The 24,196-nt window shown below is 70.3% G+C and carries 17 protein-coding genes; 11 read left to right on the top strand and 6 right to left on the bottom strand.

The window, feature by feature from the left end; all coding sequences use genetic code 11:
- Nucleotides 1–4 precede the first annotated feature (4 nt).
- From OG714_RS04060 to OG714_RS04050, 3 genes are read right to left on the bottom strand one after another with little or no spacing between them, the layout of a single operon-like run.
- A complete protein-coding gene (locus tag OG714_RS04060; RefSeq protein WP_406118562.1) occupies nt 5–1,762 on the bottom strand; it encodes an MFS transporter in 1,758 nt (585 codons plus the stop codon).
- Between the two features lie 29 nt (nt 1,763–1,791).
- On the bottom strand, nt 1,792–2,235 hold the full coding sequence (locus tag OG714_RS04055; RefSeq protein ID WP_406118560.1) for a MarR family winged helix-turn-helix transcriptional regulator: 444 nt from the start codon (nt 2,233–2,235) through the stop codon (nt 1,792–1,794).
- A gap of 58 nt (nt 2,236–2,293) precedes the next feature.
- Nucleotides 2,294–2,671 (bottom strand): hypothetical protein, encoded by a 378-nt coding sequence (locus OG714_RS04050; RefSeq protein WP_406118559.1) that lies wholly within the window; start codon nt 2,669–2,671, stop codon nt 2,294–2,296.
- A 133-nt stretch (nt 2,672–2,804) separates the two neighbouring features.
- On the opposite strand from OG714_RS04050, the gene OG714_RS04045 reads away from it, so the two are divergent.
- From OG714_RS04045 to OG714_RS04030, 4 genes are all read left to right on the top strand, one after another.
- On the top strand, nt 2,805–4,001 hold the full coding sequence (locus OG714_RS04045; protein ID WP_406118558.1) for a histidine kinase: 1,197 nt from the start codon (nt 2,805–2,807) through the stop codon (nt 3,999–4,001).
- 50 nt (nt 4,002–4,051) lie between these two features.
- Nucleotides 4,052–4,681: a LuxR C-terminal-related transcriptional regulator gene (locus OG714_RS04040; protein WP_406131713.1), complete on the top strand. Its 630-nt coding sequence runs from the start codon at nt 4,052–4,054 to the stop codon at nt 4,679–4,681.
- Between the two features lie 281 nt (nt 4,682–4,962).
- On the top strand, nt 4,963–6,183 hold the full coding sequence (locus OG714_RS04035) for an MFS transporter (protein ID WP_406131712.1): 1,221 nt from the start codon (nt 4,963–4,965) through the stop codon (nt 6,181–6,183).
- Between the two features lie 9 nt (nt 6,184–6,192).
- Nucleotides 6,193–9,348 carry an ATP-binding protein gene (locus OG714_RS04030; RefSeq protein WP_406118556.1) on the top strand — a complete coding sequence of 1,052 codons (3,156 nt, stop codon included), beginning with the start codon at nt 6,193–6,195 and terminating at the stop codon, nt 9,346–9,348.
- Here the strand turns inward: OG714_RS04030 and OG714_RS04025 are convergent.
- Both OG714_RS04025 and OG714_RS04020 read right to left on the bottom strand, forming a co-directional pair.
- Complete coding sequence (locus tag OG714_RS04025; protein WP_406118555.1) at nt 9,329–10,114, bottom strand: ABC transporter permease; 786 nt, start codon at nt 10,112–10,114, stop codon at nt 9,329–9,331. The genes OG714_RS04030 and OG714_RS04025 overlap by 20 nt on opposite strands.
- Nucleotides 10,111–11,097: an ATP-binding cassette domain-containing protein gene (locus tag OG714_RS04020; RefSeq protein WP_406118553.1), complete on the bottom strand. Its 987-nt coding sequence runs from the start codon at nt 11,095–11,097 to the stop codon at nt 10,111–10,113. Before OG714_RS04020 ends, OG714_RS04025 begins: the two co-directional genes overlap by 4 nt.
- Before the next feature lie 173 nt (nt 11,098–11,270).
- On the opposite strand from OG714_RS04020, the gene OG714_RS04015 reads away from it, so the two are divergent.
- A complete protein-coding gene (locus OG714_RS04015) occupies nt 11,271–11,717 on the top strand; it encodes an SRPBCC family protein (protein ID WP_406118552.1) in 447 nt (148 codons plus the stop codon).
- 11 nt (nt 11,718–11,728) lie between these two features.
- On the opposite strand, the gene OG714_RS04010 is transcribed toward OG714_RS04015, so the two are convergent.
- Nucleotides 11,729–15,781: a discoidin domain-containing protein gene (locus tag OG714_RS04010; RefSeq protein ID WP_406118551.1), complete on the bottom strand. Its 4,053-nt coding sequence runs from the start codon at nt 15,779–15,781 to the stop codon at nt 11,729–11,731.
- Nucleotides 15,782–16,004: 223 nt separating this feature from the next.
- On the opposite strand from OG714_RS04010, the gene OG714_RS04005 reads away from it, so the two are divergent.
- The 6 genes from OG714_RS04005 to OG714_RS03980 all read left to right on the top strand — a co-directional run bounded on the left by OG714_RS04005 (nt 16,005) and on the right by OG714_RS03980 (nt 24,194).
- Nucleotides 16,005–18,134, top strand: a complete 2,130-nt coding sequence (locus OG714_RS04005) for a glycoside hydrolase family 27 protein (RefSeq protein ID WP_406118550.1) — start codon at nt 16,005–16,007, stop codon at nt 18,132–18,134.
- A gap of 90 nt (nt 18,135–18,224) precedes the next feature.
- The gene (locus OG714_RS04000) at nt 18,225–19,517 is read left to right on the top strand and encodes an ABC transporter substrate-binding protein (protein ID WP_406118549.1); all 1,293 of its coding nucleotides are present in this window, start codon (nt 18,225–18,227) and stop codon (nt 19,515–19,517) included.
- 1 nt (nt 19,518) lies between these two features.
- On the top strand, nt 19,519–20,454 hold the full coding sequence (locus tag OG714_RS03995) for a carbohydrate ABC transporter permease (RefSeq protein ID WP_406118547.1): 936 nt from the start codon (nt 19,519–19,521) through the stop codon (nt 20,452–20,454).
- Entirely contained in the window at nt 20,454–21,302 is an 849-nt protein-coding gene (locus OG714_RS03990) for a carbohydrate ABC transporter permease (RefSeq protein ID WP_406118546.1), read from the top strand. Before OG714_RS03995 ends, OG714_RS03990 begins: the two co-directional genes overlap by 1 nt.
- On the top strand, nt 21,299–23,362 hold the full coding sequence (locus OG714_RS03985) for an alpha-galactosidase (protein WP_406118545.1): 2,064 nt from the start codon (nt 21,299–21,301) through the stop codon (nt 23,360–23,362). The genes OG714_RS03990 and OG714_RS03985 overlap by 4 nt, the downstream gene beginning before the upstream one ends.
- Nucleotides 23,363–23,420: 58 nt before the next feature.
- Nucleotides 23,421–24,194, top strand: a complete 774-nt coding sequence (locus OG714_RS03980; RefSeq protein ID WP_406118543.1) for an SDR family NAD(P)-dependent oxidoreductase — start codon at nt 23,421–23,423, stop codon at nt 24,192–24,194.
- Nucleotides 24,195–24,196: the final 2 nt, after the last annotated feature.

The raw sequence follows: 24,196 nt of genomic DNA, 5'->3' as shown, positions 1-24,196 counted from the left end.
GCGGTTACTTGTCCGGTCGTGCGAGGGCGTCGCTCGTGGCCGCCCCGCGTGGTTCCGGGCTCTTGGCCGTGGGGCCGGTGCCCGCGCCGCGCAGCAGGGAGGCGATCGCGGCGAGGAAGGCGAGGGTGGCGCCGAAGGCGAACACGATGACCAGGCCGGAGTGGAAGGGCCTGGATATCAGACTCGGGAAGAACTGGCTTCCGGTCAGGGTGTGTTGCTGCGCCGCCGTCAGATGGGTCAGGACGCCGCTGGGCTGGAGCAGGTGCTGGACCGGGTTGACGCCCAGCTGCGCGGCGAACAGGGACGAGACCGGGGGCAGCCCGCCGACCTGGGCGGCCAAGTGGGCCGGTACGCCCTGCTGTTGCAGTCCGGCGGTGAGCGTGTGTGGGAGGCTGCCGGCCAGCCCGGCGATCATCAGGGAGAAGAACACGCCGATGGAGACGGCGGTGCCGGAGTTCTGGAAGGTGGCGCGCATGCCCGAGGCGACACCGCGCAACCGGGCGGGCACACTGCCCATGATCGAGGAGGAGTTGGGGGAGGCGAACATCCCGCTGGCGATCCCGTTCAGTGCGATCAGCACCGCGAAGATCCAGTAACTGAAGTCGATCGGCAGGCACATCAGGCCCAGGAAGGTGGCGCCGAACAGCACCGCGCCGCCGGTGGCCAGCCCCCGGGAGCCGAACCGGTCCGACAGATAGCCGGAGACGGGGCCTGCGGCGAGGAAGCCCGCGGTCAGCGGCAGCATGAAGATGCCGGCCCACAGCGGCGTGTCGCCGTAGTCGTAGCCGTGCAGCGGGAGCCAGATGCCCTGTAGCCAGATGATCAGCACGAACTGCATGCCGCCCCGCCCGATCGAGATGGCCAGACCCGCCAAGTTGCCGAAGGTGAAGGCCCGTTGGCGGAAGAGGCTCAGCTGGATCATCGGCGCGGAGGCGCGGTTCTCGATGACGACGAAGGCCGCCAGGAGGAGCAGGCCGCCGGCTATCAGCACGTCGACGACCGGGTTGGTCCAGCCCATGGTGTGGCCGCCGTAGGGCTGGAGGCCGAAGGTGATCGCGATCAGGGTCGAGCTGAGGCCCACCGCGAAAGTGATGTTGCCCCACCAGTCGATACGGCCGCCGTCGTGCTTGGCGGTCTCGCGCAGGGTGCGGTAGGCCCACACGGTGAAGAACACGCCGATGGGCACGTTCACCCAGAACACCGCCCGCCAGTCCCAGGCCGACAGCAGGCCGCCGGCGTCCAGGCCGATGAACATCCCAGCCAGCGCGGCGACTTGGTTGATGCCCAGGGCGAAGCCGCGCTGTTCCTCGGGGAAGGCGTCGGTGAGGATCGCGGCCGAGTTGGCGGTCAGCATCGAGCCGCCGACGGCCTGAAGCACCCGCCAGGCGATCAGCCACATCGCTCCGTGGCCGCCGTCGAAGGGGTCGAAGGAGAGCAGGACCGAGGCGAAGGTGAAGACCGCGAATCCGGAGTTGTAGATCCGGACCCGGCCGTACATGTCGCCGAGCCGTCCTACAGTGACCACCAACACGGCCTGGACCAGCCGGTATCCCATGATCATCCACAGCAGATAGGCGATGTTGCCCGGGGCGAGTGGGTCCAGATGTACGCCCCGGAAGATCGTCGGCAGGGCGATCAGCACGATGGAACCGTCCAGTGCGGACATGAAGACCGCGGCGGTCGTGTTCGTCAGGGCCGTCCACTTGTACCGGTCGTCAACCGCCGGGCGGCGTAGGGCATGCGTCTGGGGAGGGTCTGTCATCGGTCTGCTTCCTCGTGGCTCCGTCGACGTCAGATGTTCTGGGCCAGGCGCTCCAACAGCGGTCCAGCCGCCGCGAGGTGCTCCAGCTCCGTCGGGGTGAACGCGCCGCTGGTCAAGGCGCGGGCGAGGAGTTCGGCCCGCTCGTTGCGCTTGTTCCGCAGCGCCTGCCGGCCCGCGTCGGTCACCGTCAGCACCACGCGCCGTCCGTCGTCCGGGTCCGGGCGGCGTTCGACCAGACCACGGGTCCGCAGCGCGTTGAGCGTCGCCCCCATGGCCTGCGCGGTGATCTGCGCCTCCCGCGCCAGCGCCGAGGAGGTCGTGGGGCCCGCGCGCTCCAGCCGGGACAGGGCGCTCCGCTCGGGCATCGTGAGCCCGCCCTCGACCGGCACCTGGCGGGCCCGTCGCACCAGCACGCCGATGCTCGCCAGCAGGGCCGAGGCGATCGCGTTCGGGTCCAGGTCGTCGTCGTTCATGTACTAAGGCTACTTTATAAAGCAGCCTTAGTACATGCCCTCGTGTGTGGTCTCCGAGCTAGGGCAGCGACGGAGGCAGTGCGCGCAGGGCGTGCCATGCCACCGCCGTGCACAGCGCGGCGAGCGGCAGTTCGAGGCAGGCGGCCATCAGCAGTGCCACGAGGACCGCTCCGGGGCCGGCGGTCAGTACGTCGAACCAGGCGTCGACCGTCAGCAGGACAGCGGTGGCTGGGGCCACGGCGACCCGCCGCCTGTCGCAGCGGGCCAGTAACAGGCCCGTACCGACAAGGCCCGTCGCCTCCATCGCGTCCAGCCCGATCCACGCCACGGGGTGTGCGGCCGCCACCCACGCCAACGCGAACATCCATGGAACCAGGGCCAGTCCGGCGGCGGTGAGCACACGGGCGGGCCAGTTCCAGCACGTTGTCGTTGTCATGCGAACAAGGCTTGTCGGGACGAACTCCCAGGTCAGTAACGTGGATTTCCGACCTGAGGGTGGTGCTGGGTACAGCCCGAAGCGGAAGCCAGCTGCATGTTCCGGAGATCCACCCGGGTTCTACGGTGTGTGTATGCCCCTACTCACCGCGCTGCGCGGCGCGTTCGCACGCGTGGGCCGCGCGACGGTTTTCAACATCGCCGGTGTACTGCTGCAGTTGCTTCCGCTCCTGCTGCTCGTGGAACCGTGGCTGGTCTTCGCCACCGGCGCACTGACCGCGGTCCAGCGCCGCAGGTTCGCCTCGCTCGCGGGCGTCGACATACCGTTGCTCCCGGTCGCGCAGCGCAGGCCCACGCTCCATGGGGCGGTGAACTGGCTCCGGTCCGGCGGGACTTGGCGACAGCTCACCTATCACCTGCTGGTGGGGCCATTGGTGTCGTGCGGGACGATCGTCGCCGTCGTGCTGTGGAGCTGGGGTGCGTTCGCGGGGACCGCCCTGGTGTGGATGTGGGGTGTGCCCCCTGAGCAGCGGCTGAAGTTCCTGGAGACTTCCACCGAGGCCGTTTACATCAACGCGTCTGGTTTCGCTGCCCTGTTGGCCGCCACGTGGCTCACTCTCCTCCTCGTCCGGCTCGACACCCGCGCCGCTCTGGCCCTGTTGGGCCCCAGCCGGACCGAACAGCTCACGCGCCGGGTCGAGGACCTCACCGAGAGCCGGGCCGGAGCGGTGGACGCCGCCGACGCCGAACGCAGGCGGATAGAGCGGGACTTGCACGACGGGGCGCAACAACGCCTGGTCTCCCTCGCCGTGAACCTCGGTATCGCCAGGGCGACGCTCACCGACCTGTCCGACGAGGCCAGACAGGTCATCGACCAGGCGCACCGGGAGGCGAAGGAGGCGATCGACGAGCTGAACAACCTGGTACGAGGCCTGCATCCGGCCGTCCTCGACGACCGGGGACTGGACGCGGCCCTGTCCGGCATCGCAGCGCGCGGCCCGCTGCCGGTGCGGCTGCGCGTCGACGTGCCCCGGAGGCTCGCCCCGACCGTCGAGGCGGTCGCCTACTTCACCGTCTCCGAGGCGCTGGCCAACATCACCAAGCACGCCCCCGAGGCCTCCGGAGCGGACGTCACCGCCGAGATCCGCGACGGTAGGCTCCGGGTCACCGTCGAGGACGACGGTCCCGGGGGCGCCGACCCCGCCCAGGGCTCCGGCCTGGCCGGACTCGCCCGCCGGGCGGCCTCCGTGGACGGCGCGTTCGCGATCAGCAGTCCCGCCGGGGGCCCTACCGTCATCACCGTGGAGTTGCCGTGCGCCGTCTCGCCGTGATCGCCGAGGACTCGGTCCTGCTCAGGATCGGCCTGGTCAAGGTGGTGGAGATGGCGGGCTACGAGGTCGCCGCCGAAGCCGGTGACGCCGACGCCCTGCTCGCCGCCGTCGCCGAACACCGCCCCGCCATCGCCGTCGTCGACGTCCGTATGCCGCCCGCCCAGTCCGACGAGGGGGTGCGGGCGGCCCTGGTCATCCGCCGCGAGTGGCCGACGACAGCGGTCCTGCTGCTCTCGCAGTACGTCGAAGAGCGGTACGCCGCCGACCTGTTGACGACGAACACCGGCGGCGTCGGCTATCTGCTGAAGCAACGAGTCGCCGACGTCGAGGACTTCATCGACGCCCTCCGTCGTGTCGAGGCGGGCGGCACCGTCCTGGACCCCGAGGTCGTGGCCCAACTCCTCCTGCGCCGAGCCAGCGACCCACTGGACCGACTCACCCCACGCGAGCGCGAGGTACTGACCCTGATGGCCGAGGGACGCTCCAACTCCGGCATCGCCCGGCAACTGGTCGTCAGCGACAGCGCGGTGGCCAAGCACATCAACAGCATCTTCACGAAGCTCGATCTGCCGTCGGTCGACAGCGACCATCGCCGGGTGCTGGCGGTACTGCGATTCCTGAGCTCCGGGCGAGTGGGGTCAAGTGGGCGAGATGTTCCGAAGGAAGAGGGGGTGCAGTAATTGCCTTTCGCCCGAGACCCTCAAGAACTAGTGTCCCAACCGCCAGTGACCGCCGAGATGTTGGAGCCCAGAGATGCCCGGTCGTCCGGGCGCGCGTTGACGTCGTAGGCCGAGATCGGCCCGTCATCGCGTGCCGCCCTTGACGTTGCTGCGGCACAGCGAGCCTTCTCCCGCCCGTACCGTGGGCGCGCCTTTCGTGCGCCGGGTCGCGGGTCTCGTTGTCGGCAACTCAGAGGGTCTCCGTGCCTGTATCCGATTCCCGTCGGCCTGTTCCGTCGAGCCTGTGGCGCGACCGTGACTTCCGCAGACTCTGGCTGGGTCAGACAGCCTCCCAACTCGGCGAACAGTCAAGCCTGGTGGTGCTTCCGCTCTTCGCCGTCCTGACGCTCGACGTCGGTGCCGGACAGCTGGGTGTCCTGCGTGCGGTGGAGCAGGCGCCGATCCTGCTGCTCTCTCTCCTCGTCGGCGCTTGGGTGGACAGCTGGCGGACCCGCACGGTGATGGTGGTGGCCGACGTCGGCCGAACCCTGGTGCTGGGCGCCGCCGCCGTAGCCGGACTGCTCAACTGGCTCAGTCTGCCAGCGCTGTTCGTGCTGGTCTTCGTCGCCGGGGTCCTGTCCGTGTTCTTCGACGTGGCCTACCAAGCCTCTCTCGTACGGCTGGTGACATCCGATCAGTTGGTGCGGGGCAACAGCGCGTTGGAGGGCAGCCGGTCCGCCGCCCAGATCGGTGGGCCCGCTCTCGGCGGCGCGTTGGTGACCCTGCTGTCGGCGCCGGTCGCTGTCGCCTCCAGCGCGTTGTTCTTCGCGCTGTCGTTCCTGTCGGTCCGCCGGGTCCGCCGTACCGAGTCCGTCCCGGAGCGCCCGGAACGTCCCGCACGCGTATGGCGGCGGATCCATGACGGCCTACGTTTCGTCGCCGGCGACTCCTCGCTGCGCGCCGTGTGTCTCGCCGCGGCCGCCTTCCAGTTCTTCTTCGCTGCCACGATGACCGTCTATCTCCTCTTCCTCCCCCGGGAACTGCACCTGTCGGGCACCGCCGTGGGCCTGGCGCTCGCGGCGACCGGTCCGGGCGCGCTCGTCGGCGCGGTGCTGGCCGCCCGGCTGCCGGGCCGGTTCGGATACGGCCGGGTGATCGTGGTCGCCGCGGCACTCGGTGACGGCGCGTTCGTGTGTGTGCCCGTGCTGCACGGTCCGTCCGCGACGACGATGGCCGTACTCCTCGCGGTCAACTTCGTGTTCGGGACCGCCGGGCAGCTGGTGAACGTCACGGTCATGGCCGTCCGGCAGGCCGTGACGCCCCACGGGTTGCAGGGGCGCGTGGCCGCGACGATCACGTTCGCCGGCATGGGGCTGACGCCGCTGGGCTCGCTGTTCGGCGGGCTCCTCGCGCAGGAGTGGGGGCTGCGGACCGGCCTGCTCGTGACGGCCGTGGGCATGGTGCTGTCCCCGGTGGTGATGGCGCTGTCTCCCCTCGCACGCCTGGGGCGGGACCTTGGTTAATCTGCACGGGTGACCATCGACCTGACCCTGCTGCCGCGTGTCGCCCATCGAAGACAGGAGGTCACCGCGCCCCGTCTCCGCGGGCTCCTCGCGTTGCTCGCGGGCGACCTGCGCACCGGTTGCAGCACCGAGCGGCTGGTGGAGGGGCTGTGGCCGGACGAGTTGCCGGAGCGGCCGGGGAAGGCGCTCCAGGTCCTCGTGTCCAGGGCGCGGGCGCAGTTGGGTGCTGAACTCATCGTGAGCACGCCGACCGGATACCGGCTCGCCCTCGCCGAGGACCAGGTCGACAGCTCCGCCCTGTTGCTGCACGCCGCCGTCTGCGCGGACCGGGCCAGGGCCGGGGACCACACGGGAGCGCTGGCCGCGGCCGAGGCCGGGCTCGCGCTGTGGGAAGGCACCCCCGACCAGGGCGGTGACACCGACGACCCGGTGGCCGCGCTGCGCGCCGAGCGGGCGCCTGTCCGCGACACGCTCGTCCGCGCGCAGGCGATCGCGCTCGCCCGCCTCGGACGGCACGCGGAGGCGGCTGGACCGCTGGGCCTGGCCGCCGTAGCGCATCCGCGCGACGAGGAGGTGCTCGGTGAGCTGCTGCGGGGGGAGGCGGCTACGGCGGGGCCCTCTGCCGCGCTGACCCGGTACGAGGCGTACCGCCGTGAGCTGCGTGACGAACTCGGCACGGACCCGGGCGCCGGACTCAAGGCCGTACAACAGGAGTTGCTGCGCGGCGAGGCGCCGGTGGCCCGGCACGGTGTGCCGCACGAGCCGAACCCGTTGCTCGGCCGGGACGAGGACATCGCGGCGGTGGAAGGGCTGCTCCGGTCCTCGCGCGCCGTCACCGTCGTAGGACCCGGCGGCCTCGGCAAGACCCGGCTCGCGCACGCCGTCAGCCGCCGGGCCGAGCAGCGCGTGGTGTACTTCGTGCCGCTCGCCGGCGTCACCGAGGACGCCGACGTGGCCGCGGAGGTCGCCTCCGCGCTCGGCGCCGGCGCCACGAACGGGCCCGCGTCGGGCGACCCGGTGTCCGGCATCCTCGGCGTGCTCGGCTCCGGACCCGCGTTGTTGGTTCTCGACAACTGCGAGCAGGTCATCCGGGGCGCCGCCGACCTCGTACAGGCGCTGGTCTCGTCGTCCAAGGACCTACGGGTGCTCGCCACCAGCCGGTCCCCGCTGGGCCTCACCTCGGAGGCGGTGTACGCGCTGCCGGAGCTCGGTCTCGGTATCTCGGTCGAGCTGTTCACGCAGCGGGCCCGGGCCGCCCGGAGCGGTGTCGAGCTGCCGCCGGACGCGGTGGCCGAGCTGTGCCGTCACCTCGACGGGCTGCCGCTCGCCGTGGAGTTGGCGGCGGCGCGGGTGCGGGTTCTGTCGGTTCCGGACATAGCGCGCCGCCTCGGCGACCGGTTCGCGCTGCTGCGCGGCGGGGCACGGGACGTACCGGAGCGCCACCGCACCCTGCACGCGGTCGTGGAGTGGAGCTGGAACCTGCTCGCCGAGGACGCCCGGACCGCGCTGCGCACGCTGTCCGTCTTCCCCGGCGGCTTCTCCGGCGAGGCGGCCGAACAGGTCCTCGGAGAGGACGCGCTGCTCCTGCTGGAGCAGCTGGCCGACCAGTCGCTGCTCACCGTCGCCGACACCCCGGCCGGCGTGCGGTTCCGCATGCTGGAGACCGTACGGGAGTTCAGCGCGGCCCGGCGTACCGAGGCGGGCGAGGATGCGGCGGCCGTAGACCAATTCCTGCTCTGGGCACGGGACTTCGGGGTCGCGCACCATGATGTGCTCTTCGGTTCGGACTCGCAGGCCGCGTGGGAGCGGATCAAGGCCGAGCAGGACAACCTCGTGGCGGCCCTGCGGCATGCCCTCGCCCGTACGGACAATCCGGCGACCGCCGCCCTGACCGCCGTCCTCGCCAGCCTGTGGTCCACCGCCACCAATTACCCCCGCCTCATCGCCCTCGCCGAGGACACCGGACCGGCGCTGTCGCACTACCGCCCCGAGCCCGCATACGTCGAAGTCGCCCGCACGGCCGCCGTGTTGGGCACGGTGATCGTCTTCATGGGCCCGGGCCCGCGTGCCGTACGCCAGCTCGTCACCCTCCGGCGGCTGCCCTCGGCGCCGCCGGACACGTTGATGCGCGCCACCGCGATCGTGCTGAGCGCGATCCCCGAGATACGGCCGCCCGACTACGACGTGCTGCGCAGGCTGTGCGAAGGCGAGGGTGAGGGGCAAGGCGGGGGCGGCGCGCAGCCGTTGCTCTCCGGTATCGCCGAGTGTGTCGCCTGCTACGTCTGGGAGTTCGAGCACGACATCGAGCGCGCGCTGGTCTCCGCCCGCCGAACGGTCGTCGGACTGGCCCGAGTTGACAATCCGTCCGTGCAGCTCATGGTGCACTCGCGGCTGAGCGAGCTGTGTCTGCGGACGGGGCGGGGCGAGGAGGCGTACGAGCATCTCAAGGCGTCGCTCGGCGTGTTGCCACGGCTCGGTGACGGGCAGGACTACATCGGCATCCGCTCGCTCCTCGTCCTCGCGTGTCTGCAGCGCGGTGACGCGGACGAGGCCGAGTACTGGCTGCGGCAGGCGGAGAGCGACAACACCCCGCCGGAGGACGACTTCTACCGGCCCGACCTGGGCGGGCGCGCCGAGATCGCGCTCGCTCGTGGGCTCACGGAGGTCGGACTCGGGCTGTGGCGCGGCGCCGTGGAGCGCATGCTCGCGGCCGGCGCGCTGCGCGACGACGATGCCTGGCTCGACCCGTGGGCGTTCATGGTCCAGTCGGTCGCGGTGACGGCGCACGCTCGTGCCGGACGGCTGGCGCTGGTGGCGGAGTTGGTCGACGGGCTGCGCCGGCGACTGCGGACGCTGCTCGCAGAACCGGTCGGCTCGCCCTCCGAACTCCCCTTGTTCGGAACGATGTTGCACGCCCTCGGGATGGTGGGGCTCGCGTCCGGCGAAGGAGACGAAGGCGCCGTGCGGATGATCGCGCTGGCCGAACGGCTGGGCGTGCTGCGGGAGTTCCAGCCGACGATGTCGGCGGATCTCGCCCGGCAGGCGGCCGAGGACGCCGACAGGGCGGCGTACGCCGACGCGGTGTCGGAGTACGCCGCCCTGGGGCGGGACGAGTTGCGGGACGCCGCCCGCGCTGTCATGGCGGTTACTTCGGGTCGCGGTTGAACGAGGCCGTGGACCAGCGGTAGCCGAGCACGGTGAGGCCGACGCACCAGGCGACGGCGATCCACCAGTTGTTGCCGATCTCGGTGCCGAGGAGCAGGCCGCGGAGGGTCTCGATGGCCGGGGTGAAGGGCTGGTACTCGGCGATCGGCTGGAACCAGCCCGGCATCGTGTCGGCCGGGATGAAGGCGCTGGAGATGAGCGGGAGGAGGATCAACGGCTGCGCGCTGTTGGCGGCCGCCTCGGCGCTCGGGCTGGCCATGCCCATCCCGACCGCGATCCAGGTGAACGCCAGGGAGAACAGCGCCAGCAGCCCGAACGCCGCCAGCCACTCCAGGGGTGTGGCGTCCGTGGACCGGAAGCCGATGGCCACGGCGACGGCCCCGACGAGGACCACGCTGGCGACGCACTGGATCACACTGCCGACGACGTGCCCGACGAGCACGGACCCGCGGTGGATCGCCATGGTCCGGAAGCGGGCGATGATGCCCTCGTTCATGTCGGTGGCGACGGACACCGCGGCCCCGATCACGGTGCCGCCGATGGTCATCATCAGGATGCCCGGGACGAGGTAGGCGATGTAGTCGGAGCGGTCCGCGCCACCGATGCCCGTGCTCATCACATCGCCGAAGATGTAGACGAAGAGCAGCAACAGCATGATCGGCGTGAGCAGCAGGTTCAGGGTGAGGGACGGGTAGCGGCGCGCGTGCAGCAGGTTGCGTCGCAGCATCGTGGACGAGTCGCGGACGGCGAGGGAGAGGCTGCTCATCGGACGTTCTCCTTGGGCTGGTCGGACACGCTGGGCTGGTGGGGGACCTTGGCTCCGCCGGTCAGGGCGAAGAACACGTCGTCGAGGTCGGGGGTGTGCACGGTCAGCTCGTCCGCCTCGATGTCGGCGGCGTCCAGCCAGTCGAGGATGGAGCGCAGCTCGCGCTGGCTGCCGCCGCTGGGGATCTGGAGCGAGAGCGCCTCGTCGTCGCGGGTGACCTCGCGCAGGGCCGCGGCGGCGGACCGGTAGGCGTCCGGGTCGGTGAACCTCAGCCGTACGTGCCCGCCCGGGACGAGCCGCTTCAGCTCCTCGGCACTGCCCTCGGCGGCGATCGTGCCGTCGTTCAACACCGCGATGTGGTCGGCGAGTTCGTCGGCCTCGTCCAGGTACTGGGTGGTGAGGAAGACGGTCGTACCGCCGGAGACCAGCCCGCGGATGATGCCCCACATGTTGTGCCGGCTGCGCGGGTCGAGGCCGGTGGTCGGTTCGTCGAGGAAGATGATCCGCGGGTTGCCGACCAGGGTCATCGCGAGGTCGAGGCGGCGTTTCATACCGCCGGAGTAGGTGGAGGCGGGCTTCTTGGCGGCGTCGCTGAGGTCGAAGCGCTCCAGCAGCTCGGCGGCGACCCGTCGGCCCTCCTGCTTGGACAGGCGGTGCAGGTCCGCCATGAGGAGCATGTTCTCCTCGCCGGTGATCAGCCCGTCGACCGCGGAGAACTGCCCGGTGACGCCGATCGCGGCCCGTACGGCCTGCGCGTCGACGGCCAGGTCGTGACCGCCGACCCGCAGCTCGCCGGCGTCGGCGGTGACCAGCGTGGAGAGGATCTTGACGGCGGTGGTCTTGCCGGCGCCGTTCGGACCGAGCAGGGAGAAGACGGTACCGGTCGGCACGGCCAGGTCGATGCCGTCGAGCACCGTCTTGTCCCCGTAGGCCTTGCGCAGCCCGGTGGCCGAGATCGCGAGTTCGTGGGTCGTTGTCGTCATGCCGCAGAGCTTGCGGCAGGGGGCATTCAGCTCGGTTTCACCGTGGTTTCAGTGCCCTGGAACCGGCGGCTTCCGCGACAGGGAGCACGGGCGGGGCCGCGCCGATAAGCTGATGGTGCTCGGCACATCAGCGCGCACCCAGCCCTCACTCCCACCGCAGCACAGGAGGAATCGTGGCCGGTCAGTTCGAGGCGACAGCCGAGGTCAACCGCCCCGTCGAGGAAGTCTTCGCGTTCCTCGCCGAGGGCACGAACGACCCCAAGTTCAGCCCGCGGGTCCAGAAGATCACCAAGACTCCGGAGGGCCCGACGGCCGTGGGCACCGTCTTCACGAGCACGGTCAAGGACGCCGGCATGAAGACGGGCCGGACCTTCCGGATCACCGAGTACGAGGCACCCCACCGCATCCGCTGGACGGAGACCTCCAAGAACACCGTGACGGCGGACGAAGGTGGCTACGACCTCGAAGCCACCGGTCCGGGCACGACCAAGGTGAGGATCTTCAATGTCCTCGAAGGCCACGGCATCGGAAAACTGCTCGTGGGCTTCGCGCTGGGTGCGGCACGCAAGGACGCGCCCGCGTTCGGGCAGCGCATCAAGACGGCGGTGGAGGCCTCCTGAAAGACCGGTTCCTACGAACGCGCCGTCGCGGGGCGGCTGTTGTACGCCTCCACCTCCAGGAGCGGACGACCTGAGGCCAGAGCCCGGGTCGGCCAGGACAGGGTGACGGCCTGGGGCTCGCCGGGCAGCAGCCACAGGTAGTTGTGGCTGTACAGCGTCGGCAGTACGCGATCGTCGGTCGAGCCGTTCTTCAGGGAGAGCCGGACCATGGCGGCGACGGCCGGACCCTGATTGCGGACGGTCGCGGTCAGTTCGGTTCGGTCTCCGGAGCGGGACGGACGGCCGACCGTCGCGGACACCTTGGTCCGCGGCGCGCCGCTCAACGCGCGCATGGCGTCCGGCGTGCGATAACGCCAGTAGGTGTTGCGCGACAGGACCCGGCCGTCGCCACCGGTCAGCGTCAGGCGCAGGAGATGCAGGTCCGGCAGGTCGTCGGTCCAGGCCGCGGTGAACGCCTTCGCGGTCGCGGCCGGTGCCACGTCCAGCCGGGCACTTTTGTCCCCGCCGAGCCGACGGCCCGTCAGATCGATCAACTGCGCTGAGATTACGGCGTTCTTGAGGCCGTCGCGCGTGTGGTTGACCGCGATGACCTGCCCCGCGGGATCGGCCTGGACGTGCAGGGGCTCGCAGGCCGAACGGGCGCCGTAGTACGTGCCGTTGACGTCGAAGTCGTAGTCGTAGGTCTGCCAGACCGTGCTGTGCCACGCGGGGTGGGACATCCACAGCATCAGGCCGCTCGCGTTGTCCCAGAGGTTCGCGTTCCACGCCTCGAACATGGCGCGCGTGTTCTCGTAGTTGACGAACTGGGCCTTGCGGGCGAAGTCGTCCAGGCCGGTGGTCGCCCCGAGGCGCGCTTCCACGGCCGCCTTGTACGTCTGCGGTGCCTGGTTCCCGCGCTCGCTCCAGTCGTGGTAGTACCACGCGCCGCGGATCGGCCACTCGGGCTCGTCGCCCGTCATGTTGCGCATGCTGGCGGCGGTGGAGACGACGGGCATGCCGATCTCGGTGTGGAAGCCGAAGTCCTTGCTGCCGTAGGTGGTCGGGTCGAAGTACTTCTCCGGCTCGACCCAGCCGTACGGTCCGCCGCCGGTGATGATGCCGCCGGCCGAGTTGTTCTGGTAGAGGATGCCGGGGGCCTGTCCCTCCACGGCCTCGCGCATGCCCTGGTCGATGGCGGCCGGCGGGTTGCCCTCGTTGGCGCCGCACCAGATGACCACGCTGGGGTGGATGCGGTAGCGCAGGACGGTGTCCCGGGCGATCGAGTTGAAGGCGTCGTGGTCCGGCGGGTCCATGCCCCACGCGTTGGGGAAATCGTTCCACACCAGGATTCCGTGCTCGTCGCAGGCGGCGAAGAACTCCTCCCGGTCGGACGTGCCCACCCAGTTGCGGATCATGGTGAAGTTCATGTCGCGGTGCATCCGCACGGCCGCGTCCATCCGCTCCGGCGGCATACGGCGCAACAGCTCGTCCCAGCCCCAGTTGCCGCCACGGGCCAGGACCCGCACCCCGTTCACGCTGATCTTCAACGGGTCGGGGGTGTTGGACACCGACTTCACGTCGGTCCAGGTGTCCGCGTCGTCCGACGTCTGGATCACGTAGGTCTTCGGATAGGCCGACTCCCACAGGATCGCCACTCGGTCGAACCTCTTCGAGGCTCCGAGGTCGACCTGTATCCACTGGTGGTCCGCGTACTCGGAGGACCAACGGGTGCTCGTGTCACCGTCGGTGGCGTGCGCGGCCGGGTGGTCCGGATCCTCGGTGGACGCGATCGTCTTCTGGTGCAGGGCCAGGTCGGTTCCGGGCGCGGTGCTGTCGACGACGCCGAGGGACCACAGGGAGTTGCCCCAACTGGTGTTGCGCAGACCACAGTTGATACGGACGTAACGGGCGGTCCGAGCGGCGAAGTCCTCCACCTGGAGGCTCGCGTTGCCGTTGCCGAAGGGCAGCGGAACCGCGCTGTTGTCCACCGACGCGGCATCGGTCCAGGTGGCGTCGTCGGAGGAGACCTGCACCAAGTAGGTCTTCGCGTAAGCCTGTTCCCAGACCAGGTCGACCCCGTCGAAGGACTGCGCGGACCCCAGGTCGATCCGGATCCACTGGTCGTCCTCGTAGGCCGAGGACCAACGGGTGCCGGGATCACCGTCGGTCACGTTGCCCGGGGCGTGGTCGTCCCCGTCCGTGGTCGAGGCGTCGGCCTGTGCGTGCAGGGCCAGGTCGGTGGCGGGCCGAGCACTGTCGCGTACGGCCAGGGTCCACAGGGAGTTGCCCCAACCGGACGCCCTGGTGAGGCACTTGACGCGCACGTACCGGGCCTGCTGCCGGTCGAAGGGCACCGACTGGGTATACGCGTCACCGGAGTTGGCGAACGGCAGCGGCACCTCGTACTCGTAGCCGAACTGGCGGATGCCGAACCGGGTGGTGCGACGGTCGCTCTCGGAGCCGTCGAGCGTCGCGGTGATGGTGAGCTTGTGGAGGGCAGGCTCGCCCAAGCCGTTGGGCCACCACAACTTCGGGTTGCGCAACCGCAGTTGGCCGAAGGCGTCAGGGGCGAACGTGACGTCGACGCTCTCGCCCGCCGGCACGGTGACGACCTTGCTGACCCGCACCTCGTCGAAGGCCGCCGAGACCGTCGTCCTGTGGTCGGCGGTGTCTGCGTTGCGGACCGGGACGACGATCGTCAGCTCGGCGAGCGACACCTGGGGCAGGTCCGGCAGCACGGTGTCGACCCGCGGATCGCCGAGCACGACCTGGCCGGTCGATCTCAGCCGGACGTGGTTCCAGATGCCGGCGGCCCGGTCGCGTACCGCCGGCATCCAGTCCCAGCCCGAAGAGGCCAGGTAGGTGGGGGAGTTGAGGTTCATCTGGTTGGCGCCCGCGTCCACCCAGGACTCGCCGGCCGGGCCCTTGTCGCCGGGGCTGCCGGGTACCGGCATGGGCGTGATCTTCACCGCGAGCGCGTTCGCCCCGCCCGTGGAGAGCGACTCGGTCACGTCGTGGGACGAGCGCGCGAAGGGATACGTCAGACCGCCCACATGATGACCGTTGAGCCAGATGTCGGCCGTGTGGTTGATGCCGTCGAACTCCAGCCAGATCCGTCGCCCGGCACCGGTCCGCAGACCGCGCGGCAGCTCGAAGTCCCGCTTGTACCACCAGGAATGACGCGAGAGGGCCTCGGGAATGTGGAGGTTGTTCAGTCCGACCACGGGGTCGGGCAGCTTGCCCTGGTCCACGAGTGAGCCGAGCACCGTGCCGGGGACGGTGGCCGGCAGCCAGCCGCTGGTGTCGACGGTGGCCGTCGACAACTTCGTTCCGTCGGCGTCCGCCCAGTCGTCGAGTGTCAGTCGCCAGCCGGACTCCACCGGGACCGTGCCGTCCTCGGCCACCGCCAACCTGGGTGCCGGGCCGGAGTGCGTGCCCCAGTCCGTCCAGCCCGTGGCCGACGGACGGTGGCCCGCGACGGTGCCGTAGACCTCGAAGCCGTTGAGGCCAAGGGGGTTGGGGTTGGAGCGGCGGGTCGAGGTCAGCCGTACCCAGCGGGCGGTGACCGGGCGTGGGGGCTGGATGTCCACCACTCCGCCGGTGCCCGCCGTGGTGCGGTACACGCCGGCCCAGGACGTGCGGTCGGTCGACGTCTCGACGACGTACTCGACCGAGTAACTGGACTGGATCTCCTTGCCCGTTGTGCCGTCGGCCGGGTTGCCCGAGGTGGGAGGCGTGAACACCGGGTCGCTCGCGTCGGCCTCGAAGGTGAGGCGGACCGACGTGACGGTGCAGACGGCCTGGAGATCGATCGCGATCCACTGCGGGTCGCCCGCAGCCGCCCGCCATCCGCTGCCGCGCACACCCGGCGAGGCGAGCCGGTCCACCACGAACGAACCCGGGGTGGGCGCATACGCCGTCGAGGAGACGGACACGGGGCGGTGGAGGGCGAGTTCACCGGGGGAGGAGGCCGCGGCGGCCGACGCGGGCGACCGGAGACCGAGGCCGAACCCCGCGAGCAGGGTGGAACCCGTGGTGACGAAGGAGCGGCGCGACACGTGTGGTGAACTCGGCTGATCTGTCATGAGCGTGATGTCCCATCAAAAACCGGCGGCACTGACAACGTTGCCAAAGGCTGTGACGCGAGGGAAGCTGTGTCAACCCTTGATGCAGCCTTCTAATAAATTAGGAATTAATATTGACAGGGTTTCGGCCGCGCGCCACAGTCGTCGCCGTGACGCCGGAAGCCCCCTGTCGCAGTGCGGCCCGGGTCACGTCCTCCTGCTTCCCAACCCTCGGGAGAGGCAAGTGACTTCACATCCGCAGGTCCGCACACCCGCGGCTTCGAGACGGACGCGCCGCGCCACCGTCGTCGCCATCGCGACCGTACTGGCGGCCACCGCCGCACCGGTGGCCACGGCACGGACCGGTGTCGACCAGGGCGCACCCGACTACTACGACAGCGGCCTCGCGCCGACGCCCTACATGGGCTGGAACACCTACTACGGCTTGGGCGCGCCCACCGAACAGCAAGTGCGCAGTGTCGCGGACAAGCTGGTCGACAGCGGTCTGCGGGAGGCCGGTTACGACATCGTGTGGCTGGACGGCGGCTGGCAGGCCGACAACCCGCGTGACGCGAACGGGCGGTTGGTAGCGAATCCGGACCGATTCCCCTCCGGCATCCCCGCGTTGGTCTCCTACCTGCACAAGCGCGGCCTCAAAGTCGGCATCTACACCGACGCCGGCACCTACGACGGCGGCAAGAGCTGCGGGCTCGGCAGCAGGGGCCACTACGACGCGGACGCACGGCAGTTCGCGGGCTGGAAGATCGACGCGGTCAAGGTCGACTTCCTGTGCGGGATCGGCGCCAAGCTCGATCCGGGCCCGGCGTTCAAGGAGTTCAGCGACGCGGTGGCCAAGTCCGGCCGCAAGATGCTGCTGAACCTGTGCAACCCGCTCACCGACGACTGGGGCCTGCCGCACACGCCCGAGCAGGACGCGCACAACACGTACGTCTACGCCCCGACGATCGCCGACTCCTGGCGCACCGGCACGGACATCGCCTGGGGCACCCCGAGCCCCGGCCAGTGGCCCAACATCCTGCGCAACATGGATGCGAACGCCTGGCACCCCGAGGCGCAGGGACCCGGGCACTACAACGACCCGGACTACCTCATCCCGATGCGCCAAATGGCCGACGGATCCCTGGAGTTGACGCAGGAGGAGTCAACTACGCAGTACGTGATGTGGGCCGAGATGGGGTCGCCGCTCGTCCTGGGTTCCGACCCGCGCACCCTGTCCGCCTCGATGCTCGCGACCCTGCGCAACCCGGAGATCATCGGCGTCGACCAGGACCCGCTCGCCGTCCAGGGCGTACGCGTGGCCAGCGACTCGGTCGGGGACGTGTACAGCAAGGTCCTGGAAGGGCACGGGCAGCGCGCGGTCGTCCTGCTCAACCGGTCCGACCAACCCGCCCTGCGCACGGTGCAGTTCGCCGATGCCGGGCTCGGCGGGCCGGTCCGGGTCCGGGACCTGCGAGCTCGCACCGACCGGGGCACGCACACGGGGTCGTACACCGTCGAAGTCCCGGCGCACGGCACCGCGTTCCTCAAGCTGACCGGGGCGGACGCACTGCCCGGTACGAACCTGGGCCAGAAGGCCACGGCGAGTCCTGCCGTCGTGCGTGACGGTGACGCGCTGACGACCTTCCTGCGCGGACCGCACGGCTCGCTCGTCCAGCGGGCCGACGGCGGGACGAGGGACCTCGGCGGTCCCACGAAGGGCGGGATCCTCGGCCAGCCCGCCGCGTACGCCTCGGCCGGCGGCCGGACCGACGTCTTCGTGCGCGGCACCGACTCCCGGGTGTACCGGCGGGCCTACGTCAACGGGCGCTGGGGCGCCTGGCAGAGCCTGGGCGGCCGGGTGGCCGACGCGCCGTCGGTGGCGTTCACCGACCCCGCGCACTGGACGCTGTTCGCCACGGGTACCGACGGGCAGGTCGTGCAGCGCGGTCCGTCGACCGGCTGGACCTCGCTCGGTGCACCCGGTGGCCGGTCGGTGTACGGGCGGCCGTCCGCCGCCGTGGACACGCAGGGGCGGGTCCATGTCGCCGTGCGCAGCGCGGCCGACGACGTGTGGACGCGGTCCCGGGACACGTCGGGGGAGTGGTCGCCGTGGGCGTCGGTCGGCGGGACCGTCAGCGGGAGTCCGACGCTGGTCGCCGTAGGGGACGCCGTGGTGCTGTACGCGCGGGCCGCCGACTACACGCTCTGGCAGCAGCGGTACGAGAACGGTGCGTGGCAGGGCTGGACCAAGCAACAGGCGTTCCCCAGCGCCGCGTTCGACGGAGCGCTCGGAGCGGTGGCCGGGCCGGGCGGGACGGTCGACGCGGTGTTCCGCGGAGTCGACGGCTACGTGCACCTGACCCAGGTCAACTAAATTAGTAATTATTCTTGACGTGGCGGGGACGCCACGTGAATCTGGAACCGCGTGAAGACGGATCCGCGCGGGATCCACAGGGAGCCATCCATGACGAACCATCAGCCAGACCGACGCCGGTTCCTCGCCGGACTCGGTGCCGCGGGGACGGCGGCGCTGCTCAGCGGCTGCGTCACCTCCACCTCCTCCGGCAAGAGCTCCTCGAAGGGCGCGGTGACCCTCCAGTCCAACCTCTCCGCCCCGCAGGCCAAGGCCGCGATGGAGGACCTCGTCGCCGCCTACGCCAAGAAGGGCTCCGACCGCGCGAGCCTCAACACGGTCGCCGCGGAGACCTTCCGCACCCAGCTGCCGACGTACCTCACCTCGGCCAACCCGCCGGACGTGTACACCTGGTACCCCGGCTCGGTCGCGGAGGCCTACGCCAAGAAGAAGCTGCTGCTCGACCTCGACGAGGCGTGGACCTCGTCGCCCGACCTCAAGCGCTACTCCAAGGCGCTCAACTCGCTGTGCACATCGTCGAGTTCCGGCAAGAAGGTGTTCGTGCCGACCACCTACTACTGGTGGGGCATGTTCTACCGGAAGTCCAACTTCGCCAAGTGGGGCGTGAGCGAGCCCAAGAGCTGGGACGAGTTCCTCGACCTGTGCGACAAGCTCAAGAGCAAGGGCGTCACCCCGATCGGGCTGGGAGCCGGCGGCGGCACGGCCTGGGTGGCCTCGGCCTGGTTCGACTACCTCGACATCCGGATCAACGGCGCCGAGTACCACCGCCAACTCCTCGCGGGGAAGCACCGGTTCGACGACCCCGAGGTGCGCAAGGTCTTCGACCGCTGGCAGGAGGTGCTGCCGTACTTCGACCCGAACGGCGCCGCCGTCGCCTTCCAGGACGCCACGACCTCCCTGCTCAACGGCCGCAGCGGCATGATGCTCATCGGCACCTTCTTCGCCGACGCGGCACCGAAGAACGCCCTCGACGACATCGACTTCTTCCGCTTCCCGGTCATCGACGCGAAGGTCCCGCTCGCCGAAGAGGCGCCCACCGACGGCTACTTCGCCAGCGCCCGCACCGGACGGCACGACCAGGTGATCGACCTGATGAAGTACCTCGCGACCGCCGAGGCGCAGGAGATCTACATCAAGGGCTCCTCCGGCACCGTCCTGCCCTGCAACCCGGCCGCGAAGGACGCCGGAACCGCCCTCGTCACCAAGGGCCGCAAGCACATCGAGGCGGCGACCGAGATCACGCAGTTCTTCAACCGGGACTCCAGCGACGCCCTCCAGCCCACCGCGGACAACGCGTTGACCAAGTTCCTGGCCAAGCCCAAGTCGATCGGGAGCATCCTCACCGACTGGCAGCGCGACGCCGAGAAGATCTGGAACGCGTGACATGGCCGTCCTGACCGCGCCCGACCGGAAGTCCCCGGCCCGCACGCCCGCCACGGGCAAGCGGGTCCGGGGCCCCCGGCGCACCTCCCCGCTGGTGCTCGCCTTCGTCCTCGTCCCACTCCTCGTCGAGGCCGTGTGGGTGTTCTGGCCCGCCGCCCAGGGCTTCTACCTCGCCCTGACGAAATGGGACGGCGTCTCCCCACCGCAGTTCGTCGGCCTGGACAACTTCCGGGAGATGGCCCACGACGACGTCTTCCGCAGCGCGGCCGGCCACACCGTCCTCTGGCTCGTCGTCTTCGGCGGCCTGTCCGCCCTGCTCGGCCTCGCCGCCGCACTCCTGCTCCAACAGGAACGGCGAGGCGTCGGTTTCTACCGCGCGGCCCTGTTCCTGCCCGTCGTCTTCTCCCTCGTCGCCACCGCCCTGGTCTGGCAGGCGATCTACCAGCCCGACGGCGTCCTCAACCAACTCCTGCAATCCGTAGGCCTCGGCAGCCTGCGCCACGCCTGGCTCGCCGACCAGGACACCGCCCTCTACGCCGTGATCGTGCCCGCGCTCTGGCGCCAGATCGGCTACGTCATGGTCCTCTACCTGGCCGGCCTCAAGGGCATCGACCCGGCCCTGTACGAGGCCGCCAAGGTCGACGGCGCCGGCGCCTGGCAGCGCCTGAGGCACGTCACCCTGCCCCAACTGCGCAGTGTCAACGCGGTGGTTCTGTCCGTCATCGTCATCGACTCGCTGCGCTCCTTCGACGTCGTGTGGTCCCTGACCCGCGGCGGCCCCTACCACTCGTCAGAGCTGCTGAGCACCTACATGTACTCGACCGCCTTCCAGTCCCTGCGCCTGGGCTACGGCTCCGCACTCGCCGTCGTCATCTTCGCGCTGGCCTTCGGCGTCATCTGCTCCTACCTCGTCCGCGCGTTCCGGGAGGCCGACTGATGTCCGCCAACTCCACGGCCCTGCGCCGGAAGCGTGCCGCGACCGCCGGATTCCACCTGGGCGCGGGCGCGTTGGCCATCCTGTGGCTGCTGCCCATCGCCCTGGTCCTGGTGACCAGCCTCCGCTCCTTCGACGACATCGCCGCCAACGGCCTGGGCAGTTGGCCGCACTCCTTCACCCTCGGCAACTTCCACCAGGCCTGGGTCGACGGCGGCCAGCAGCGCGCCCTCATCAACAGCCTGATCGTCACGATCCCCTGCGTCCTGATCACGCTGGCCCTCGCCGCGATGGCCGCGTTCGCCCTCAGCCGCTACGAACTCCCCTTCCGCCGCTCTCTGTTGCTCCTCATGCTCGGCGGCAACCTCCTCCCGCCGCAGGTCCTCCTCATACCCGTCTCCAAGCTCAGCGAAGTGATGGGCATCTTCGACACCCTGCCCGCACTCATCGGCGTACAGATCGGCTTCGGCGTCGGCTTCTACGTCTTCGTCCTGCACGGGTTCATGCGCTCGATCCCGGTGGAGATCCAGCAGGCGGCGGTCGTCGACGGCGCTGGCCCCTGGCAGATCTTCTGGCGGATCATCCTCCCGTTGACCCGCCCCGCCCTGGCCGCGCTCAGCGCCCTGTCCTTCACCTGGATCTTCAACGACCTGCTCTGGGCGATCACCGTGCTGCGCAGCGACACCAAGATGCCGATCACCGCCGCGCTCATCGGACTTCAGGGACAGTACGTGTCGATGTGGAACGTCATCGCGGCCGGTTCCGTCATCGCCGCCGCGCCCACGGTCGCCGTGTTCCTGCGCTTCCAGCGGCACTTCGTGGCCGGGCTCAACCTCGGGGCGGTCAAGTGACGTACCAGCGCTGGACCTTGCGCACGGAGAAGACCAGCTACACCGTGCGCCTGTCCCCGGACGGCCCGTGGGCCGAACTCGACGCTTGGGGACCGCTCGGCGTCGAGGACGGTCCGTGCGCCCTGGACTGGTCGAGGCGCACGCACTTCATCACGCCCGCCGACGCGGCACCGGCCGAGTATCTGCCGTACGGGCTACGGCCGTTCACCGGGTCCGAGCTGGTCGCGTCGCGCCCGGACGGCGAAGACCGGGGCGTGTGGTGGGAGTTCGCAGGCGCGGAAGCGGACGAGGGCGCGCTACGACTCGCGTTCCACGACGAGCAGTCGGGCCTGCGGACCGTCCTCCACTACGAGACCGTCCCGGGCACGGACGTGATCCTCCGTTGGGCAGAGTTCACCGCCACGCACGAACTGCGCCTGGAGCGACTCGACTCGGCCGCGGTGAACATCCCCATCTGCGGCGTCGCCCGGCTGACGTACCTCACGGGCCAGTGGTCGCAGGAGTTCCAGCGCACCCAACTCGACCTGCCCAGAGGTACGTTCACCATCGGCAGCCTGCAAGGAGTACCGGGACACGCGTACGCGCCCTGGCTCGCGGTGCAGGACGGGGTGTCGCCGGCCGCCTACGGCATCACCCTCGCCTGGCCCGGCAACTGGCACATCACCGCCGAGGCCGAACCCGGCGGTGCCCTGCGGGTGCGGGCGGGCCGGGTCCCGTACGAGGGAGCGGTGCTGCTCGCACCCGGAGAGACCCTCGCGACGCCCCAACTCGCCTGCGCCTTCAGCTCGGAGGGCCTCGACGGGCTCTCCCGCGTCTGGCACCGCTACGAACGGCACCTCTCCGGCGAGCGACTGCACCGCCCCCGCAAAGTCCTCTACAACTCCTGGGAAGCCACCGGCTTCGACGTCGACGCTGCCGGCCAACTGGAGTTGGCGAAGACGGCCGCCGACATCGGGGCCGAACTGTTCGTCGTGGACGACGGCTGGTTCACCGGGCGCGGCGACGACACCGGGGGGCTGGGCGACTGGTGGCCCGACCCGGCGGCCTTCCCGCAGGGCTTCGATCAATTCGTGGCGGACGTAAGGGCGTTGGGCCTGGACTTCGGCCTGTGGATAGAACCCGAGGCCGTCAGTCCGGGGAGCCGTCTGTACGCCGAACACCCCGAGTGGGTCTACCGGATCGAGGGCCGCCCCGGCCGGCTCGTCCGCAACCAGCTCCTCCTCGACCTCGGCCGGACCGACGTCCAGGACTTCGTGATCGGGACGCTCGACCGGCTGCTCGGCACCTACGACATCAGCTACCTCAAGTGGGACATGAACCGCCCGCCCACCGAGCGAGGCCGTCCCGGTGCCGGCCGCGCGGACCTGGACGCCGAGCATGTCGCCGGATATCTGCGCGTCCTCGACCACCTCCGCTCCACCCACCCCGACGTCACCGTGGAGGGCTGCGCGGGCGGCGGCGGACGGATCGAGCACGCGACCGTCGCGCGCACCGACGTCGTCTGGCCCAGCGACAACACCGCACCACTGGACCGGCTTTCGGTCCAGTACGGCTTCCTGCACGCGCACGCCCCGCACATCATGAGTTCCTGGGTCACCGACGCGCCCGGCGTCTTCGATCCGCGTCCGCGCAGCCTCGCCTTCCGCTTCGTCAACGCCATGTGCGGGGTGCTCGGCATCGGCGCCGACCTGCGCACCTGGACGCCGGAACAGCGGGCCGAGGCGGCCTGGTGGATCGGCCGGTACAAGGAGGTACGGGACGTGATCCACCAGGGTGAGGCACGGCTCCTCGGCACGCCGGACGAGCCGAGCTGCGGGGTGCAGTACGACGCAGGGGACCGGACCGTCGTCGCCGCGCTGAGCACCGGGCGTCTCGACGGGGCGCCGCTCGTGCCGGGGCGGAAGGACCGGCTCAGGCTGCGGGGACTCGAACCCGCGGCGGGCTACCGGGACACGGCGACGGGGACGACGTACAGCGGAGCGCATCTGCTGCACTACGGGCTGCCGTTCGCGTGGAGTGGCGATCATGATGCCGACCTGATCGTGCTGCTGCGTGAGTGAGCCCCGTATGTTTCCGGCAAGCCCTTTCTCGGGAGAAACGCGAAGGAGTCGAACCTCGATGGACCAGTCCGTACGACGGCACGGCGCCCGGTTCACCGGACGCACGGCCGTGGTCACCGGAGCGGCCTCCGGCATCGGAGCCGCCACGGCCGTACGCCTCGCCGAGGAGGGAGCCGCCGTCGTCCTCGCCGACATCGCCGAGGAGCGGGGCGAGGCGGTGGCGGAGCGGATCGGCAAGGACGGCGGGCGGGCCCGGTTCGTGGCCGCCGATGTCGCGGTCGAGGACGACTGGGCGCGGATCGTCGACGCCGCGCACACCTTCGGGTCCGTCGACGTCCTCGTCAGCAACGCCTTCACCGTCGACGTCACGCCCGCCCACGATATGACCCTGGTGTCCTGGCAACGGCAGCTCGACGTCAATCTGACCGGCAGCTTCCTCGGCTTCCGGGCGGTGCTGCCCGATCTGGAGGAGCGGCGGGGCGCGGTGGTGCTGACCTCGTCCGTGCACGCGCACAAGGGCATCCCCGGGCATCCCGCCTACGCCGCCGCCAAGGGCGCGCTGCTCTCCCTGTGCAGCCAACTCGCCGTCGAATACGGGCCTGTTGTGCGCGTCAACGCCGTTCTGCCGGGACCGATACTGACCGCTGCCTGGGACAGAGTGCCGCCCGAGGAACGGGAAAGCAGCATCGCCGAGACGGCCGTACGCCGCTTCGGCACGCCCGAGGAAGTGGCCGCGGCCATCGCGTTCCTCAGCGCCGACGAAGCCTCCTTCATCACCGGGACGAGTCTCGTGGTGGACGGCGGCTGGAGCGTCGTCAAGGCCTCCGCATGACC

Origin of the sequence: Streptomyces sp. NBC_00989 (assembly GCF_045162655.1) — a bacterium.
Taxonomy (GTDB): Bacteria; Actinomycetota; Actinomycetes; order Streptomycetales; family Streptomycetaceae; genus Streptomyces.
Note: the sequence above shows the minus strand (reverse complement) of the source record. Positions and strands in the feature narration are given on the sequence as shown.

Excerpts from the sequence above, each read along its gene's own strand:
- OG714_RS04040 (WP_406131713.1), top strand. The coding sequence starts at position 4,052 with ATGGCGGGCTACGAGGTCGCCGCCGAAGCCGGTGACGCCGACGCCCTG.
- OG714_RS04045 (WP_406118558.1), top strand. The coding sequence starts at position 2,805 with ATGCCCCTACTCACCGCGCTGCGCGGCGCGTTCGCACGCGTGGGCCGC.
- OG714_RS04010 (WP_406118551.1), bottom strand. The coding sequence starts at position 15,781 with ATGACAGATCAGCCGAGTTCACCACACGTGTCGCGCCGCTCCTTCGTC.
- OG714_RS04055 (WP_406118560.1), bottom strand. The coding sequence starts at position 2,235 with ATGAACGACGACGACCTGGACCCGAACGCGATCGCCTCGGCCCTGCTG.
- OG714_RS03980 (WP_406118543.1), top strand. The coding sequence starts at position 23,421 with ATGGACCAGTCCGTACGACGGCACGGCGCCCGGTTCACCGGACGCACG.
- OG714_RS03995 (WP_406118547.1), top strand. The coding sequence starts at position 19,519 with ATGGCCGTCCTGACCGCGCCCGACCGGAAGTCCCCGGCCCGCACGCCC.
- OG714_RS04020 (WP_406118553.1), bottom strand. The coding sequence starts at position 11,097 with ATGACGACAACGACCCACGAACTCGCGATCTCGGCCACCGGGCTGCGC.
- OG714_RS04000 (WP_406118549.1), top strand. The coding sequence starts at position 18,225 with ATGACGAACCATCAGCCAGACCGACGCCGGTTCCTCGCCGGACTCGGT.
- OG714_RS03990 (WP_406118546.1), top strand. The coding sequence starts at position 20,454 with ATGTCCGCCAACTCCACGGCCCTGCGCCGGAAGCGTGCCGCGACCGCC.
- OG714_RS04050 (WP_406118559.1), bottom strand. The coding sequence starts at position 2,671 with ATGACAACGACAACGTGCTGGAACTGGCCCGCCCGTGTGCTCACCGCC.
- OG714_RS04060 (WP_406118562.1), bottom strand. The coding sequence starts at position 1,762 with ATGACAGACCCTCCCCAGACGCATGCCCTACGCCGCCCGGCGGTTGAC.
- OG714_RS04025 (WP_406118555.1), bottom strand. The coding sequence starts at position 10,114 with ATGAGCAGCCTCTCCCTCGCCGTCCGCGACTCGTCCACGATGCTGCGA.